A 16,631-nucleotide genomic window follows, 5' to 3' on the forward strand; every position below is an offset into this window, starting at 1 on the left:
TCCTTTAGCCATGAGTTTTAAGGCTATAGCTTACTTGCGGTGTTGTAGGCATGGTTACTCCCGGCGGGAGCTGCCAGAAAACCGATATGTTCGTATAGCTTCCCGCGGCTTGACCGGAAGCATCTACCCAAAGTTGGATTTGATCAGCAGTCACGTTTTTCAAAGTATCCGGAAGACCCTCAACCACAACATTAATTGGTGCTATGGGTTGGTCAATATCAAGGCCCGCACCCACATTCCGGATCTCAACCGGTACACTGGTAATGGTTTTTTGAATTGGCCCCGGCCCGATTTGAACAATAACACTTATGGTTGTCCCATCAAGGAACGAGACCCCCGCCGGCAGGGTAATTTTATCCAAAGGAATCTGAAAGGTCTTGTCCTCCGTAAGAGCGCTGAGATCAATGGGGCCAAGGCTCAAAGAATCAAATCCCTTTAAAGCCTGCGGTGTGCCGGTAACCTGCACGCTGGCCGGCGAAGGCAGTAAAGAGCTGAGTACCTTGCCTTGAGGCACCGTCCCGGTTGTCGTCACTTTTAGAGGAATCATTTTGGATGCCAATCCTTGGGACATGACCGGGACAATGACATCCACGCTGCTTGGGTAAGCAGTCAAAATATCCACACTCGGGTTGGGGCCTAAAATAGGCTTACCTTCTTTGTCCCGAAAACTAATCGGACGGGACGTTTGAACTGTATCGTCAGCTCCCGCAACGCTGACCTCTGCGACTACCTTATCCAACCCCCCGACAATCGTACTTGGACCTCGAACATTGACGGCCGAAGGTTTGACAATAGGAGTACCCGCCTGGAAACCGTCCGCAGGATTGCCCATTACGACAGCCTGTACCGCCACCGTCTTCTCCTGGACACTGTCTAAAACTAATTTAACACTTGCCGGTTGAACATCCACAACATTCGTTCCTGTTGGAGCATTGACATTAATTTTGTAACTGTGCTCTCCCGCAGTACCTCCCGTGAGGTCAATCTGAGCATAAATGTCTTTAATATTGGCACTGGGGTTAATCCCTTGGAAACGAACACTGACTAAAGGGAGCTGGCTCATAACGATCATATTCTGAGGCAAGTTGCTGACCACCAAAGGCACCGTTAGTGTCTGATCCGGTATTAACTTGTCGGAGGTAGTACCCTGGTTCATAACGAATACCCAAAAAAGAATTGCAAATAAGAAGGAAAGCAGCTTAACTCCAAGGTTTCGCCGTAAGATCTCTACCATGGACTACCACCTCCAAAACGGAATCGTCAGTGAAGAAGAGCTGTTGAGTTCTAATTCCTTCAGCAACAATTCGCGCAGCATTTTATCGTCCATAAAACGGGTCAGAGCACCATCAAGCCCGACGGAAATTGCCCCGGTTTCCTCAGAGACTACAATAGCTAAAGCGTCTGTGATCTCTGTCAACCCCAAAGCCGCCCGGTGTCGCGTACCCAAATCTTTTTGGATATTAGGATTTTCCGAGAGAGGAAGAAAGCAGCCGGCTGCAGCCACGCGATCCGAACGGATAATAACCGCACCATCATGCAGAGGGGTATTGGGAATAAAAATATTGACAAGAAATTCAGACGAGACCATCCCGTCAATTTTAATCCCGGTCTCTACAAAATCCTGTATTCCGGTTTTTCGCTCAATCACAATCAGAGCCCCTATCCGGTTCTTGGAAAGGACCTGAGTACAGCGCACCAATTCCTCGACAATTTGTTCCAAAGAATTAATACCTTGGGTTAAGGGATGACGAGTAATAAATCTTCCTCGTCCGAGTTGTTCTAAAAGTTTCCTAAGCTCCGGCTGGAATACTACCGGAATAGCTATAACAAACATTTGAAATAATTTAGCGAGTATCCAACTGATGGTACGCAACTGGAAATATTTCGCCAAGAGGTAAACAATTAAAAGTACCATGACACCCTTGACTAGCTGTACGGCGCGGGTTCGTTTAATGAGCATATAGAATTGGTAGAAGACCACAGTCACCACGAGAACATCAATTGCATCCAACCATCCAAAATTACGAAACTGAGACAAGACTTCAGTCATGGTCTTCCCCCCTTCTTATATACTCCATTTGGCAACAGAGTTACTTTCTAATCTATTTGATTCTCCATCGGTCTGAAAATCCCTTGCCCTTTTAAATATATTTTTTGGCAAAGAGTTAAATGATTTCCATACCTGCCAGAAGACCAAAACATCCTGTTAACATCATATCCCCATAAGGGGCTGCTTCATACCACTTAAGTGATTTTACCATACTTCTTCGCGGTCCGGTTACCACTACATATTCCCAACCCGGCTGCATCTCCGGATGCTGTACAGCTCCGTGGCCTCCGTTTTCGAAAATTTCCCCATTCGTTAACTCCGCTGCCTGAAAGCTTTGGATAAATTTAAGCAGAGTTTCAAGTGTCAGCATACCGGTGTGATGTTCAAAAATTCCGTAGACTCTCTGTCCGCGGATGGCCGCCGCGAGAGTATGAGAGTTTCCGATGTTTAGGGCTAAAATTCCTTGCTCCAGAAAAGGTTTAACGGAAGGATCGGCCATAATTCCTAAAAGCGCGGCAGTCCCCGTATCTGAGAGAACAGCAGCGGGTAAAATCTCCCGGACGGCCCGCATTCGCGTATAAACCTCAGGGATACCCCCCTTAAAAACAAGCGTCCGCAAATCCCCTCCATGGAATACAAAATCTTTCCAGAGCTTAAAGCGCAACGTTCGATTGCTTTCCGTTGTACTGAATCCGTGATCCTGCACCGCGACAGCCCAATTCTGAGGGTACTCCAAACCGAAGGCGGCGATAGCCTGTTTAAGGGCCGGGCTATCGATGTCTCCCAGCCTGATAGAGATTGCTGAAGCGGGAGCTTCCGCACAAAGCTCAACCCCCATGTTCTTGACAGTCTCTAAGTTATCGTTAAAAGTCAGGGCAGCCTGAGGAGTCGCGTAAGTTTTAAGGCCTGAGGCTAGATGCTCCTTTAGAGCAAGAACACAAGCCCCTCCACCCATCAGATGCCCTTGGAGGAAAATCTCCCGGCCTTGTGCGGTGGCCTTGCGAATCTCCGCGGCAACGATCTGAGTTCGGCTGGGTACAATAAACTTAGGACAGTTTTCCAAGGGTTTTCCCGGCTGATAGAGGAGAATATCCTGAGTGCCGGACCCTACATCGATAGCAATTATATTTTTAACCATGTTGAATCCTCCAACCTAGAATACAAAGGGGAATAGGATTGGCTCATTTAAGAAATTTCTTTCCCACCCAAGGTTTGAAAATTTTCACGGCTTGCTGCGGACAAAGCTCTTGGCAGCAAAAGCAGCGAATACAAGCTTCTAAATCAACGGCTGGGTGCTTCTGTTCATCCATCGTCAAAGCCTTTGGGGGGCAATTATTGATACAATCTTTACAGCCAACACACGCCGCGGGATTAAAAACAGGGCGCGGGCGCACACGATTAAGTACAAATTTCTTGGCTGCTTGTGGTAAGGGAACCATATCTAAAAAATTGGTAGAGACTGCTTTGGGGATTACAAAATCCTGAATACGCCAGAGAGAGCGGGCATCCCCTTTAAGTTGGATTTCCTCCATTCTGCTGACCAGCTCCCGATGGCGAGCCGCCATCACGGTTGGAACTCTTTCGGGTTTGAGGCCGATCAAATCAGCCGCTACGACATCCAGAGCGAAGGGGTCCGTACTTAATATCAGAGCACCGATGCTGCGTGGGCTGCCTGCAGAAGGTCCGTCCCCTTCCATCCCCACAATTCCGTCCATAATATTTAAGCTTGGCTTAGCCCAAGCTGCAATATCCACCAAAAGATCGGCAAAATCCGGAATTTTAAACATTTTAAGATGATACTCCGCCTTGAGGAGACCGGGGATAATTCCGAAAAGAATCTTCACTGCCCCGGTAAAGGTCATCATGCCATGAGTTTTGAGTTTGGAAAGCGGAATAATTACATCCGCATTGAGGGCGCAATTCGTTACGGTAAGGCTTTTCACCAGCTTTCCTTCCGGGTATTGGAGTGTAGTTTGACCGACATCTTCATTGAGAAGTGCTCCCGTCCGTTCAGCCACGTCGCGAAGACCCGAGCGCGTATAAATTGCCTGCAGAGCATTGACAGTATAAGGTCCGCCCGGACTGTCCCCGATAATGGGAATCCCGCCTGCTTCCTGAACCAGGCGAACTACGGCTTCAACGACACTGGGGTGAGTCGTTACAGCTTCTTCCGGCCGTTTTTTCATCAGCAAATTAACCTTAAGCAACACTTTTTGGCCGGGCTTGACAAATTCGGTCATACCTCCCCATTCTGCCAAACCGTCCCGTAAGCTCTGTTCCACATCGGCAGTATAATCCGGACAATATTTCAAGACTACTTTTGACTCCACATAAGGTCCCACCCTCTCCAGACTTTAAGAGATCTTCTCCTCCCATTTTCCTTCAACGTTTGCGATGGGCAAAGATGAGATGCCTAAGTCCCGAATTCAAATTCCTTTCAGTCTAATAACTAAATCAGTGTCTTATAATTCTCGCTAAATCTTGAATTTTATTATACCTCTTTTTATTCTGAGAGGGAAATTCTCCTTGCTTTAACGGTTCCTATCGTCCATAACTTACCATTTAGCTAAACCAACTTACCGTGTTATACTAAAGTTGTCATCGACAAGATTTCTTGTTTTTCGCTTAATAACTCGCGAGGAGGATAATTGTGAAAAAAACGTCAAGGCTTCTAGTTGGAATTCAGACCGTTTTAGTCATGACCATAATTGCCGCGCCTGCACAAGCTACCGTACTTATTGGTGCTCCTCAGTCTCTATCAGGTTCTGTCGTTACCCTTAACAAGACTAATTTAGGGGCGTCACCTTCAACCGCCGGCAATGTTGTTTCCTTAGGGAATTACGGCAATCAACCCGCTTCAACTCCGGTGACCGTTACACAAACTCCAAACTCCGCCTCTTCTCAGGGGACGCAGACAGTAACCGTTTCATACCCAACTGCCAATCAATCCCCGACAATAACCATCGGGCAGCCAAACCAAGGCGGAAACGTTGTCTCCCTAAAAAATATTAACACCCAGTCTGCCTCTGTTCCTGTAACAATCACTCCTACTACGCCAACAACTACCACACCCGCCGCACCGGCTTCAACAAATACGTCCTCATCAACATCTTCCCTTCCAGCCATTCCAACAGTGACTTCTCTGACAGCCGACAAACAGCAAATGGTGGATATGATTAATCAAGAGCGTATAGCTGCCGGTGTAAGCCCGCTCAAAGTGGATCTTCGCCTGGTCGCAGTGGGACAAGCCAAGGCTGATGACATGAAAGCCAACAACTACTTTGACCACACCTCTCCCACCTACGGAAGTCCCTGGGCTATGATGGAGCAAGTGGGACTAACAGTGGGTTGGGCCGGAGAAAACATCGCCGGCAATAATTCTGTTGCCGGAGCTATGGCGGCCTTTATGCAAAGCCCCGACCATAAAGCGAATATCCTTGATCCGCGCTTCACAGATGTTGGCATAGGGATTGCTTACGGAAGCGCTTATGGCAACTTGTATGTTCAAGAATTTTTACAAGAATAACGATTTATGTGACAAGGGCCTCCTGAACGGGGCCCTTTCTGTTTTCCTCACGTCAATGGATTTGGCGCACCAGTAAGTCATAATTTTTCAGGCACCCCACCTAAAATAATTTTTACAATTTTGCGGCTAACGTTAACCGTCTGATACTCCGGCGGCGGTTCCCAATCCCATCCTTGTGCTAAAACCGTTTTTACCGCCAGCGAGATTGCTTCAGGCTCGCATCCTGAAATGAGATTACTTCCTACCTCCAGGGTTTCCGGCCGTTCAGTGACATCACGCAGCGTCACGTTAGGTATTTTATAAAGACAGCACTCTTCCTGAACTGTCCCGCTGTCACTTAAAACACAGTAGGCATGTTGCTCTAGGGAAACAAAATCAAACAATCCCAGCGGCTCCACAACTCGAATCCCTCCTCCGGCCAGAGTTTTGTCTTGTCTTTCCAACTGGGACCGAGTGCGCGGATGCAGGCTGCAAATAAAAGGCATCCTGTATTCATCGACGAGCTTCCGCAAAGCAGCAATAAATTTGGTCAGTCGTCCTTCGTCGTCAACATTTTCAGCCCGGTGTAACGTCACCAGAAAATATCCTTTGCTGGTTAATCCCATCCTGTGCAACGCTTGGCTTTGTTCAATCTTGCCCGAGTAATACCTAAGCACTTCCCCTATGGGATTACCAGTGACATAAATACGTTTTCCTTCTATCCCTTCCCTCAGCAAATTTGCCCTGCTCCGTTCAGTATAGGGCAACAAGACATCGCTGCAGTGATCAACGATTCGTCGATTAATTTCCTCCGGTACCCGGTCATCATAACAACGATTGCCGGCCTCCATGTGATAGACCGGAATCTGCAGTCGCTTGGCGACCATTGATGCCAAAGCGCTATTGGTATCTCCTAAGATTAAGAGGCGATCAGGCTTTTCTCTAAGCATTACTTCTTCACACCGGCGCAGTATCTCAGCAATCTGTCCCATTAGGGTCTGGGACTGACAATCAAACAAGTAATCAGGTAGTCTAAGCTTCAATTCATCAAAGAAAATCTCACTTAAAGATCGATCAAAGTTTTGACCTGTATGCACAAAAATATGATTACACAAGTTATCCAAAAGGGGAATAATTCGGCTCAAGCGAATGATTTCCGGTCGTGTACCAAGTATTGTCATTATTTTCATCACAGGAATCCCCTTCTGCGCCTGGCGTTAACGTCTTAAATCAATGGTCGCTATAACGGTATTGGTGCTTCCATTAATGACTGAGAGCGTGTTATTGCCTTCGTTTGTTATATAAATTCTATTTGTTGTCGGATTAATCGTTATACCCTCCGGAAACGCCCCCACCAGAATATTGGCTATAACAGAATTAGAATTCCCGTCGATAACCGAAACTGTGCTGCTATTCCGGTTTGTAACGTAGATCCTATTCGTAGCAGGATTCACGCCTATTCCCATCGGGTTTGCGCCGACGTTCACACTGGCTATAACCGTATTGCCGGTTCCCTCAATGACCGAGACAGTATTGCCGGTATAATTGGCGACATAGATTCGGTTAGTTAGGGTATTGATGCCGATACCTAAGGGCCCTAAGCCCACTGAGACTGTGCCTTTAAAGCTATTGGATATTCCTTCGACGACTGAGACATTGTTACCGCTGAAACTGGGAACGTAAATCTGACTATTCGTTGACGAAACCATGAGCTCTTCCGGCAGAACGCGATAATTAAGTGTCAAATTTCCGGCAGAATCTTTTCCCCAAGCCGAGATTTCTATAGTATCCGAACTGGTGATAAACCGAAATTCAAAAGAATCAAACTGGGCGTAATAAATCTTATTTATTTCGTTTTTAGGCTCAACTGTCAGAATGTCTAAAACGTACTCCGTCTTAACCGTTTCATTCACATTCAGATAGAATCCCCGTATTTGAATGGAAGCACTAAAAAGACCCTGATTTCCAATCTTTACTGAAACCGTGGAATTTAGTTTTGCGCCGGAGATTCCATTATTCTTAATCAATCCGGTTGTTAATATCGCCATTGTGCCGCCTCCTTGACAAACCTGCTTTTTTCTTAAGCAGAGACTTCTGTACCTGGAAGCCTCTGCTTGTAAAGACAATTGAGGAATATTAGCTGAAGGCTTATTTCAACCACTCAGGAAAAAATTGTTTGGCTCTCTCTCTAACCGTCACAGAACACGCTTCGTCCGGATTTTGACTCATATTTTTGCCGTGCCAGCGGTAGGCCAGCAGATACTCCGACAAATATCCGCAATTATAATAACGCAAAAATCGAAACCACAAATCATAATCATGGGCTTGTGGCAGCTCTACATCGAAATTGCCCACTTGCTTTAAGGCAGAATTTCTCATCATCACGGACGATCCATTAATAAAACAGCCTTCCATAAGCTTTGTCACCATATCCTGCTTGTTGGGATAGTACGGAGAATCTACAGCATACTGTTCTTCACCGTCAGCATTGACAACTACAAAGCTCGTATAGCTAAAACCTAGGCTCGGATCAGTTTCCATTAAGGCAACTTGCTGGGCCACTTTGTCTCCTCTCATGGCATCGTCTGCACTTAACCAGCAGATGTACTTGCCAGTTGCCAGAGTAAGCCCCAGATTCAAAGCGCTGGGGGTCCCTCCATTTTTCTTGTAGACGTAATTGATTCTTGATTGATATGCTGCCACTACTTGGGCTGTCTCGTCTTGGGAACCATCATCAATCACCAATACTTCCAGATTGGGATATTTCTGTTCAAGCACACTATCTATTGCCTGGGGTAAATAGTGAGCGTGATTATAGGTTGGAATGACAACAGTAACTTTAGGGGACATCATTAGTGTCCCTCCCGGTAAATTTTCTTCATCCACTCCACTGTTATGGGCAATCCTTCTTCCAGCGTTACTTTCGGATCATGCCCAAGATCAGTCATTGCTTTGGTAATATCCGGCCGTTTGCTGACCGTATTGTGTTTATCTTCCGGAAGATAATTGACTAGCTTGGGATTGCCGCCGGTAAATTTAAGAACTAAATCACTTAAATCTTTAACACTGCGATACTCCATTCCACCGATGTTATATACCTCACCTGCTTTAAAATTACTGGCTACGTTAGCTATAGTTGGGATTAAATCGTCGACATACATAAAGACCCGATAGTATCCTTCAAAAACATCATAAGGTATTCCCAATAAAGCTCTATAAACAAACAGGCAAATCACGCTGCGGTAGGGATGATAATACTCCCCGGGGCCATAGGCGTTGAACAGACGCAGTCTGACGATATCAGATTGGTATCTTTTCTCGAAATTGATGATTTGAACTTCGTTGGCCCACTTCGTTAAGGCATAGTCATTATGCTGGATGATAGTTTTTCTCAAGGGCAAGTCCTCGGTTAAAAGAGGTTCCGCCGCTTCCCCATATATTTCAGAAGAACTTGTAAAGATCAGTTTGAAACCTTTCTTTAACTGCCATTCTAAAATATTGCGTGTCCCGATAACATTGGTCTTCCACAAAGTGTCATAATAATGCTCCCCGTTGATGCGGCCGAATTCAGCCGCCAAGTGATAGACATAATCATAGTTTTGTTCGAAAACACGTTCTAACTGACGGTATTCAGCAATATCAGCCCTAAAATATTTTTCTCCGGGATGATGTTGTAAATCAAGTTCCCAAACTTCATGCCCCCGTCGTTTCAAAACTTCAACCAGTCTGGAACCCAACGTTCCATGACTTCCGGTCACCAATATTTTGGCCATCTTATTTGCTCCTTTTTCCACGAATTTTTGAGAAGAATTTTGAATTCTTTAATTCCTGAGCCGTTCTGCGCCTGGAGATAGTATTAGGGGTTAAAGCTTTTTGTCGCTCTAATACCACCTGATTGACATCCATTGTCAGGTCCTTTTTTCCGCGTTCCTGATCATCCTCAACATAAACCTCAAAGCCTGCATCTTTCAGCTCAGTGGAAGTGAACAAAGGATCTTCCACCCAAACCGTATTTCCGGCCGCCTCCAAAGCTTTAACTAAGTCAACACCTCTGCTGTGCTTGAGATCCTTAACTCCGGTCTTATAGCTCAACCCTTTGACAATAATCTCTTTGCCGCTGCCAACTTGCCGTACAATCCTGTCACGGTACTCTTTATCTGCCAGCTCGGCACCTGCCAGCAAGGGAGAGTCACAAACAGTCCGCAAGAAGCCCATATCCTTGGGCAGGCACTCGCCGCCAATACCCCAGTCTGTGCCCAATAGTTCGACATTGCTCTTGCTGTTGACGGCTCGTCTCAACTCTTCATAATCCATACCTTGATCAACACAATAACCGTAAATTTCTTGCGCAAAAGCTACGTCAAGATAACGCTTGACATTTTCCACAACTTTAGATAGCTCCGCCACTTGGATATTAGAGACTTCAACCAGAAGAGGCACCAACGGGTTATAAAATTGACGCCCTTTTTCCATGCAGGCATTTGTAAAAGCTCCCATCACCCTTGGCGTATCGCAGACAGTTTTATCAACTCCGAACATAACCCTATGCGGTACATGAATCAGAAAAATGTCTTCCCCCAGAACAAACCCCTTTGTCTCTAAAAACTCACGTACACGCCGCATTGTCCCTAGTGGCAGTGTTGATTCAATAGAAATTAAAGAACCCGGAGTAATTTGCATATTGTTTAAAGCAGAAAATAAGTTTTCACCCTGGCTGCCTGTAGAAGGGGCCATTAACCAAACATCAATTCCCTGGATATCTTTATAATCCCCTGTCACGCTATAACCTTGTTGCTGTAATTCTTTGACCCTATGCTCATTCACATCAACACCTATGACATCACCTGAGTATTTTTGATCCAAGTAGGTGAAAAGATTAAAACCTATATTGCCTAAACCTACGACACATATTTTCATTATTGGACCCATCCTCCCCCAATCTCATCACTATAAGGTATGGAAGTCCACCTGATATTGACACAGTGTCAAAATGTTTCTCATAATTATTGCTACTTTGCCGCGATAAGCTACATACACTGTAAAGATACTGAAATATTCGACTCGGTCTAATACTACCCGACATTCGTCTTTGAACTGCGCTGACAGGATGGCCGAACACCCCTGTAGTCATGGACAGCGAGAATGGGCCGCCGGTCATGATAAATCGAGTGCACCTATAGTCCCAGCAAGGAGGATTTAGAATATGAAAATTGTTATTCCCGTATTAAGTCTGGAAACCGGAGGAACGCGCTTTATCTACCAGTTAGCAAATGAACTGGTAGATAAAGGACACAGCGTAGAAATTGTTCTTCCTGAACATGCCTGCGTAGCCTGGCCTTTAAGAGCAAAAATCACCCGCGTTAAAGAACTTACCCGAGACACCATACCTGCTGCTGATTTCCTGCTCCCTAATTTCTATCCCACTGTATTTCCCGCTTGGGAATCTAAAAAAGGCCGTGTCGTTCGACTTAGCCTTGGCTATGAACCTATATGGGTAAATGAAAAAGAAACGGCCCTGGCGTCCTACCTTATTGACGCCCCGATCATTTCCTTATCTCAATGGCACCGTCAGTTGATTCTCCAGGGAACTGGGCGGGACAGTACAATAATACCCGGAGGAGTTGACACTTCGATATTCCGTCCCTCTGCCAAAAAATCGTTGTCAACCGGACGTCCGGTGATTGCTTATATCCTGCGTTCCAAGGAACACGGCTATACTTGGAAAGGCAGCGATGACTTTTGGGAAGCCTGCCGGCAGCTTATTCAATTGGTTCCTAACTTTGAACTTAGAATTGTTGCTACCGAGGGAGCGAATTACCAGGCACCTCTTCCTTATGAGGTGGTGAACGCTCATTCAGATCTTGAAATGGCTCAATTTTACGCCCAAGCAGATATTTTTGTGTCAACCTCCTATTTTGAGTCGTTTTCTATGCCGCTTTTAGAGGCCATGGCCTGTTGTACAGCGGTTATAGCCACTGATAATGGCGGCAGTCGCGATTACACCAAAAATGGGGAGAACTGTTTACTTGTCCCCCCCAGCGATATTAAACAACTTACCCATGCGATGGCCCAACTATTAACTCAGGCAGAAAAGCGCAATCAGCTTGCTTTAAACGGCTTACAATTCGCTCAACCTTGGACCTGGCGGCGCTCCGCCGATCTGTTAGAAGCTTTGTTGTATCGGTTAATGCACACCTAACTATCAAGGTCAGCAATCCTTCCAAGCTAAAAGGGCATCCATTGGTTCGGCATTTTCGCCATAAGCCTCTACAAAGGCTTTATTTTTTTGATCATGAAACTTATTGAATATCACAATATTGTAATTGAGCTTTTGAAAGTCCTCAACTTCCCATCCCGAGCGATGCCGTTGATAAGCTTCTCCGCCTAGGCCATAATGGTCAAAGTCATTCTGGTGGAAAAAACCTCTTGGAGTAAAGACGATAACTTTTTTTACAGCAATCTCCTCCACTTGACGAAGAACGTCAAGGCCAATCTCCTTGTCCAAATGTTCAATGACATCAATCAACGTAACACTGTCCAGGGACTTAGGCAGGAATAGCTCACTGATACGCTCTGCTCTGTAATTAATTTTGATAAACTGCTCGCCTAGGTCAGCTTTCTCTAAATAAGGTCGATGAGCATCAACACCGATTTTGAAGGGGCAGCGTAACCCTTTCAGAGTTGCGCCCATACCACAGCCAACATCGAGAACAGTGTTAGATCCCAACAGCAGTTCGTTAATTGTGTCGAGGAAATTATCCTGATTTACGACATTGATAGTCACTGGCTGAAACTTCCTTCCACTCTGCATTTATTCATTTACTCAATATATGGTATTCAAAGTTTCCACTTTAGTACCGCCTGACACATAAACTAATTACAAGCATAATCTGTAGTATCGCAAAGTAAAAGGGAGGACAATCACGTTGAAAATTGTGTTTCCTGTTCTTAGTTTAGAAACTGGCGGAGGGGCCCGCTTTATATATCATCTCGCTAATTCCCTTGTGGATAAAGGACATGACATTGAAGTAGTAATGCCTGAAAGTGGAGCCCAAGTATGGCCGTTGCGGGCTAAACTCAAACGAGTAAAGGAATTAACCCCTTCCTCAATTCCTTCCGCGGATTTTATCCTGCCGAACTTCTATCTGACGGTTAAGCCAGCCTGGGAATCCGGAAAAGGGCGAGTTGTGCGTTTAAGCCTTGGCTATGAGCCTCTTTGGGTTCCTGATTCAGAAACAGCCAAGCAAACCTATATGATTGGCGCCCCAATAATGTCGATATCCCAATGGCACCGGCAAATTCTGCTTCAGGAGACCGGCTTGGAAAGTACAGTTATCTCCGGTGGAGTAGATACTTCGGTTTTCCATCCTTATCCTAAGCATTCCGAGCGCACAGGCCGCAAGAACATTTATTACATCTTGAGGGACCCTGCCTCCGGATATACCTGGAAAGGGGGAACCGATTTTTTTAATGCTATAACCCGCTTGAAAAACAGCGTTGACTTCGGGCTGACCATTTCCGTTCCTGAAAGTATTCCCTTTGCAAGTCTTTTCCCTTGCGAAATTAAAACAGCTGCGACAGATTTTGAGCTGGCTCAATTATATGCCAGTGCGGACCTTTTCGTTTATACCTCTTACTTTGAAGCATTCGGCCTGCCGCCTCTTGAAGCAATGGCTTGCGGCACAGCCGTAGTGACCACCGATTGCGGCGGAGTTCGTGATTATGTCAGAAGCGGAGAAAATTGCTTGCTGGTCCCTCCAAGTGACAGCGACCAATTAAGCAAGGCTATTTACAATCTCTTGACAAGAGATGCCGAACGTCAGCAAATTGCCGCCAGAGGGCATCTACTCGCTCAAGCTTGGACCTGGCAGCGGACCGCTAATCAAGTCGAAGCATTTTTACAGAGTCTCTAAGACAGAAAAACGGGTGGTGCTTATGCTCCACCCGTTTTTCCGTCTTTTTGTTTATTTGTTTACCTCGGAGAAACTTTTCCCAAGAAATGAGTTTGTAATAATTATCAGGTTACGTTTCCGAAGGCTTTATTTCTAAGATACCCTCTAAATACTTTTTGTTGTACAAAACCTGAGAATTATCCGGACGATATTTACGGGCAATTTCGTTGTGCTTGTAAGCAAGCTCATGTTTACCCAAGCGATCATAACAAACACATAATTGCAAATGTGGCAGCCACGTCCAGCAGGCTTCAATCATTGGTCCCCAGCTATTAGGCTTTTCCAACTGAGTTGCAAGTTTGTACCAGAAAACCCCTTGCTCATACTGCCCAGCGCCTAAGAAATGAAAGCCTAAGCGGCAACAAAATTCAGCTCTCGGAGGGGCATATTCAAAGGATTTAAAAGTATATTCAAGCTGCTTTTCTTTATCTCCCAATTTTTGAAAACAATCAGCTAGTTTCCCACACGCGGAAATATTATCTTCAACCCATCCTTGCCCGGTCTTTAAAAATTCTAAATAAGATTCAATAGCTTGATCATAGCATTGGTGCTCCAACAATTCATTAGCATAATAGTACAGGTCACGTGGAGAGAAGGTTTTACCTCTAGCTTTTTGTTTCTCATATATTTTAAGGTTACGGTCGGAATCATCACTTGCCGTCCCTTTATGCGTTACACAGATATCAGAATTCACAACATGTCCGTACACCTCTAAATACTCATGTACGGCTCCAATCCACTGAAAGTTCTTGCTTCGTTTAACCAAACGATTCCTGCGCAAACTAAAGGTAACCGCTCCATGCTGATCAAAGGCTAAAAGATAAGGCATATTGACAACATCAATTGAGGTGTCAAAATTCTTTTTAAGGTTTAATAATTTTTCACGGTCAGAGTCGGCTAATATATCATCAGCATCCAGCCAGAGAATATAGTCCATAGTTGCATTGCTGAAAGCAAAATTGCGAGCGGCGGCAAAATCATCAATCCAAGTAAACTCCAGGAGTTTATCCGTAAATTGTTTTACAATCTCCTTGGTACGATCTATTGAGCCTGTGTCAACAATAACTATTTCATCAGGTATATCCCTAACTGAGTTAAGACATCTTGCTATTGTAGTTTCTTCATTACGAACAATCATGCAAAGACTAATTTTGATTTCTTTACTTTCCATCTTCTTCTCCTTTAAAACATGTTACTACATAGTATTCAAAAATAAGCAATTGGGAAGTTAAACTACTTAAAATAGTCCCTTGGCAAAGCCAAGGGACTACAGCTTAAATTACAGTTGAAAAACATTCGATGGAACTAATAATTTCAATCTATTAGGGTCCAGTTGCTCCCGTGGCTCCAGTTTCCCCAGTCGCTCCTGTGGCTCCGGTATCGCCTGTCGCCCCGGTGGCTCCTGCGTCACCCGTTGCCCCAGTCACTCCTGTTGCTCCCGTCGCTCCGGTATCGCCTGTCGCCCCTGTGGCTCCTGCATCACCCGTTGCTCCAGTATCGCCTGTTGCTCCCGTCGCTCCGGCATCACCCGTCGCCCCGGTGGCTCCTGCGTCACCCGTTGCCCCGGTCACTCCTGTGGCTCCTGTCGCTCCGGCATCACCCGTCGCCCCTGTGGCTCCTGCGTCACCCGTTGCTCCAGTATCGCCTGTTGCTCCTGTCGCTCCGGTATCGCCTGTCGCCCCCGTGGCTCCTGCGGCTCCCGTCGCTCCGGTATCGCCTGTGGCTCCTGTCGCTCCGGCATCACCCGTCGCCCCTGTGGCTCCTACGGCTCCCGTCGCTCCGGTATCGCCTGTTGCCCCTGTCGCTCCTGCGGCTCCCGTTGCTCCGGTATCGCCTGTGGCTCCTGTCGCTCCGGTATCGCCTGTGGCTCCTGTCGCTCCGGCATCACCCGTCGCCCCCGTGGCTCCTGCGGCTCCCGTCGCTCCGGTATCGCCTGTGGCCCCTGTCGCTCCTGCGTCACCCGTTGCTCCAGTATCGCCTGTTGCCCCTGTCGCTCCTGCGTCACCTGTTGCTCCGGTCACTCCTGCGGCTCCCGTCGCTCCGGTATCGCCTGTGGCGCCTTAGGCTCCAGAGTCTACTGGTGCGCCCGACGCTCCTGGGTCTCCCGTCGCTCCGGGGGCTCCAGGCGCTCCCGTATCGCCTGTGGCCCCTCTCGCTCCTGGGTCACCTGTTGCGCCGGTCACTCCTGCGGCTCCCGTCGCACCGGTATCGCCTGTTGCCCCTGTCGCTCCTGCGGCTCCTGCGGCTCCCGTTGCTCCGGTCACTCCTGCGGCTCCCGTTGCTCCGGTCACTCCTGCGGCTCCCGTCGCTCCGGTATCGCCTGTTGCCCCTGTGGCTCCTGCGGCTCCCGTTGCCCCGGTCACTCCTGTGGCTCCCGTCGCTCCGGTATCACCTGTCGCCCCTGTGGCTCCTGCGGCTCCCGTTGCTCCGGTCACCCCTGTCGCCCCTGTGGCTCCTGTAGTTCCCGTTCCAATGGCTCCTGTTGCCCCGGTACTTCCTGTCATTCCTGTGGTTCCCGCTCCGGTAGCTCCTGTTGCCCCAGTTCCGCCCGTGGCTCCTGTTGCCCCGGTACTTCCTGTTGTTCCTGTGGTTCCCGCCCCAGTGGCTCCTGTCGCTCCGGTAGCCCCAGCAGCTCCAGTAGCTCCTGTTATACCTATAGGCCCCAAAATATCAAGTTCTGCGGGCAGTACGCGATGAGCCGGGACTAAGTTCCCTTCAGAATCTTTCCCCCACGCTGATATTTCCACAGTATCTGAGTTTGTTAAAAATTGAAACTCGAAGGCGTTAAACTGTGCAAAATAATCTCTCTCGGTGACATCCCCAGCTTCCAATGAAAATATTTCTTCAATATACTGTGTCTTTGTAGTCCCCGTTACGAAGAAACCTCGGATTTCAACGTTAGCAGTCACTACATCGTCATTAGCGATTCTCACTGTGAATGTTGACGATGGTCTTACACCGCCGACCGGAGTATTATCAATTAATCCGGTGGTTAATTCGGGCATTTTCTCCTCTCCTAACTTACTTATATTTAACTTTGTAATGTTCAATATATTTTTAGATATAGTCTTCTACTATTCTATTGTCCAAGTTCAGCTTTTGTGACTTGATCAATATTGTTTTT

At 46.8% G+C, this 16,631-nt stretch carries 14 protein-coding genes and 1 pseudogene; 3 read left to right on the forward strand and 12 right to left on the reverse strand.

The genetic code is table 11. The annotated features are described in order from the left end of the window. Nucleotides 1–4 precede the first annotated feature (4 nt). The 4 genes from REC12_RS03505 to REC12_RS03520 form a co-directional block, all read right to left on the reverse strand. Entirely contained in the window at nucleotides 5–1,234 is a 1,230-nt protein-coding gene (locus REC12_RS03505) for a CdaR family protein (RefSeq protein WP_308892425.1), read from the reverse strand. A 3-nt stretch (nucleotides 1,235–1,237) separates the two neighbouring features. Beyond that, entirely contained in the window at nucleotides 1,238–2,050 is an 813-nt protein-coding gene (gene cdaA, locus REC12_RS03510; protein WP_308892426.1) for a diadenylate cyclase CdaA, read from the reverse strand. A gap of 115 nt (nucleotides 2,051–2,165) precedes the next feature. Further along, nucleotides 2,166–3,188: a DUF1786 domain-containing protein gene (locus REC12_RS03515; protein WP_308892427.1), complete on the reverse strand. Its 1,023-nt coding sequence runs from the start codon at nucleotides 3,186–3,188 to the stop codon at nucleotides 2,166–2,168. A gap of 43 nt (nucleotides 3,189–3,231) precedes the next feature. After that, a complete protein-coding gene (locus REC12_RS03520) occupies nucleotides 3,232–4,380 on the reverse strand; it encodes a DUF362 domain-containing protein (protein WP_308892428.1) in 1,149 nt (382 codons plus the stop codon). A gap of 320 nt (nucleotides 4,381–4,700) precedes the next feature. Between REC12_RS03520 and REC12_RS03525 the strand changes: the two genes are divergently transcribed. Continuing rightward, the gene (locus REC12_RS03525; RefSeq protein WP_308892429.1) at nucleotides 4,701–5,576 is read left to right on the forward strand and encodes a CAP domain-containing protein; all 876 of its coding nucleotides are present in this window, start codon (nucleotides 4,701–4,703) and stop codon (nucleotides 5,574–5,576) included. A 77-nt stretch (nucleotides 5,577–5,653) separates the two neighbouring features. Here the strand turns inward: REC12_RS03525 and wecB are convergent, their stop codons facing one another. From wecB to REC12_RS03550, 5 genes are all read right to left on the reverse strand, one after another. Beyond that, nucleotides 5,654–6,745 carry a non-hydrolyzing UDP-N-acetylglucosamine 2-epimerase gene (gene wecB / locus REC12_RS03530; RefSeq protein WP_308892430.1) on the reverse strand — a complete coding sequence of 364 codons (1,092 nt, stop codon included), beginning with the start codon at nucleotides 6,743–6,745 and terminating at the stop codon, nucleotides 5,654–5,656. Nucleotides 6,746–6,772: 27 nt separating this feature from the next. Then, the gene (locus REC12_RS03535; RefSeq protein WP_308892431.1) at nucleotides 6,773–7,603 is read right to left on the reverse strand and encodes a YncE family protein; all 831 of its coding nucleotides are present in this window, start codon (nucleotides 7,601–7,603) and stop codon (nucleotides 6,773–6,775) included. Nucleotides 7,604–7,703: 100 nt separating this feature from the next. After that, nucleotides 7,704–8,408, reverse strand: coding sequence for a glycosyltransferase (locus REC12_RS03540; protein ID WP_308892432.1), 705 nt, complete (start codon nucleotides 8,406–8,408; stop codon nucleotides 7,704–7,706). Then, complete coding sequence (locus REC12_RS03545) at nucleotides 8,408–9,328, reverse strand: NAD-dependent epimerase/dehydratase family protein (RefSeq protein ID WP_308892433.1); 921 nt, start codon at nucleotides 9,326–9,328, stop codon at nucleotides 8,408–8,410. Before REC12_RS03545 ends, REC12_RS03540 begins: the two co-directional genes overlap by 1 nt. Nucleotide 9,329: 1 nt before the next feature. Continuing rightward, complete coding sequence (locus tag REC12_RS03550) at nucleotides 9,330–10,472, reverse strand: NAD-binding protein (RefSeq protein ID WP_308892434.1); 1,143 nt, start codon at nucleotides 10,470–10,472, stop codon at nucleotides 9,330–9,332. Nucleotides 10,473–10,758: 286 nt separating this feature from the next. Here REC12_RS03550 and REC12_RS03555 point away from each other — a divergent pair, with 286 nt between their 5' ends. Continuing rightward, on the forward strand, nucleotides 10,759–11,754 hold the full coding sequence (locus tag REC12_RS03555) for a glycosyltransferase family 4 protein (RefSeq protein WP_308892435.1): 996 nt from the start codon (nucleotides 10,759–10,761) through the stop codon (nucleotides 11,752–11,754). Nucleotides 11,755–11,763: 9 nt separating this feature from the next. Here the strand turns inward: REC12_RS03555 and REC12_RS03560 are convergent, their stop codons facing one another. After that, nucleotides 11,764–12,339, reverse strand: a complete 576-nt coding sequence (locus REC12_RS03560) for a class I SAM-dependent methyltransferase (RefSeq protein WP_308892436.1) — start codon at nucleotides 12,337–12,339, stop codon at nucleotides 11,764–11,766. A gap of 142 nt (nucleotides 12,340–12,481) precedes the next feature. On the opposite strand from REC12_RS03560, the gene REC12_RS03565 reads away from it, so the two are divergent. After that, a complete protein-coding gene (locus REC12_RS03565; protein WP_308892437.1) occupies nucleotides 12,482–13,468 on the forward strand; it encodes a glycosyltransferase family 4 protein in 987 nt (328 codons plus the stop codon). A 109-nt stretch (nucleotides 13,469–13,577) separates the two neighbouring features. Here REC12_RS03565 and REC12_RS03570 read toward each other — a convergent pair whose 3' ends face one another. Both REC12_RS03570 and REC12_RS03575 read right to left on the reverse strand, forming a co-directional pair. After that, complete coding sequence (locus REC12_RS03570; protein ID WP_308892438.1) at nucleotides 13,578–14,678, reverse strand: tetratricopeptide repeat-containing glycosyltransferase family 2 protein; 1,101 nt, start codon at nucleotides 14,676–14,678, stop codon at nucleotides 13,578–13,580. Between the two features lie 151 nt (nucleotides 14,679–14,829). Further along, nucleotides 14,830–16,512, reverse strand: a pseudogene (locus REC12_RS03575) (collagen-like triple helix repeat-containing protein). Between the last annotated feature and the right edge of the window lie 119 nt (nucleotides 16,513–16,631).

The organism is Candidatus Desulfosporosinus nitrosoreducens (assembly GCF_030954495.1).
GTDB classification, from domain to species: Bacteria; Bacillota; Desulfitobacteriia; order Desulfitobacteriales; family Desulfitobacteriaceae; genus Desulfosporosinus; species Desulfosporosinus nitrosoreducens.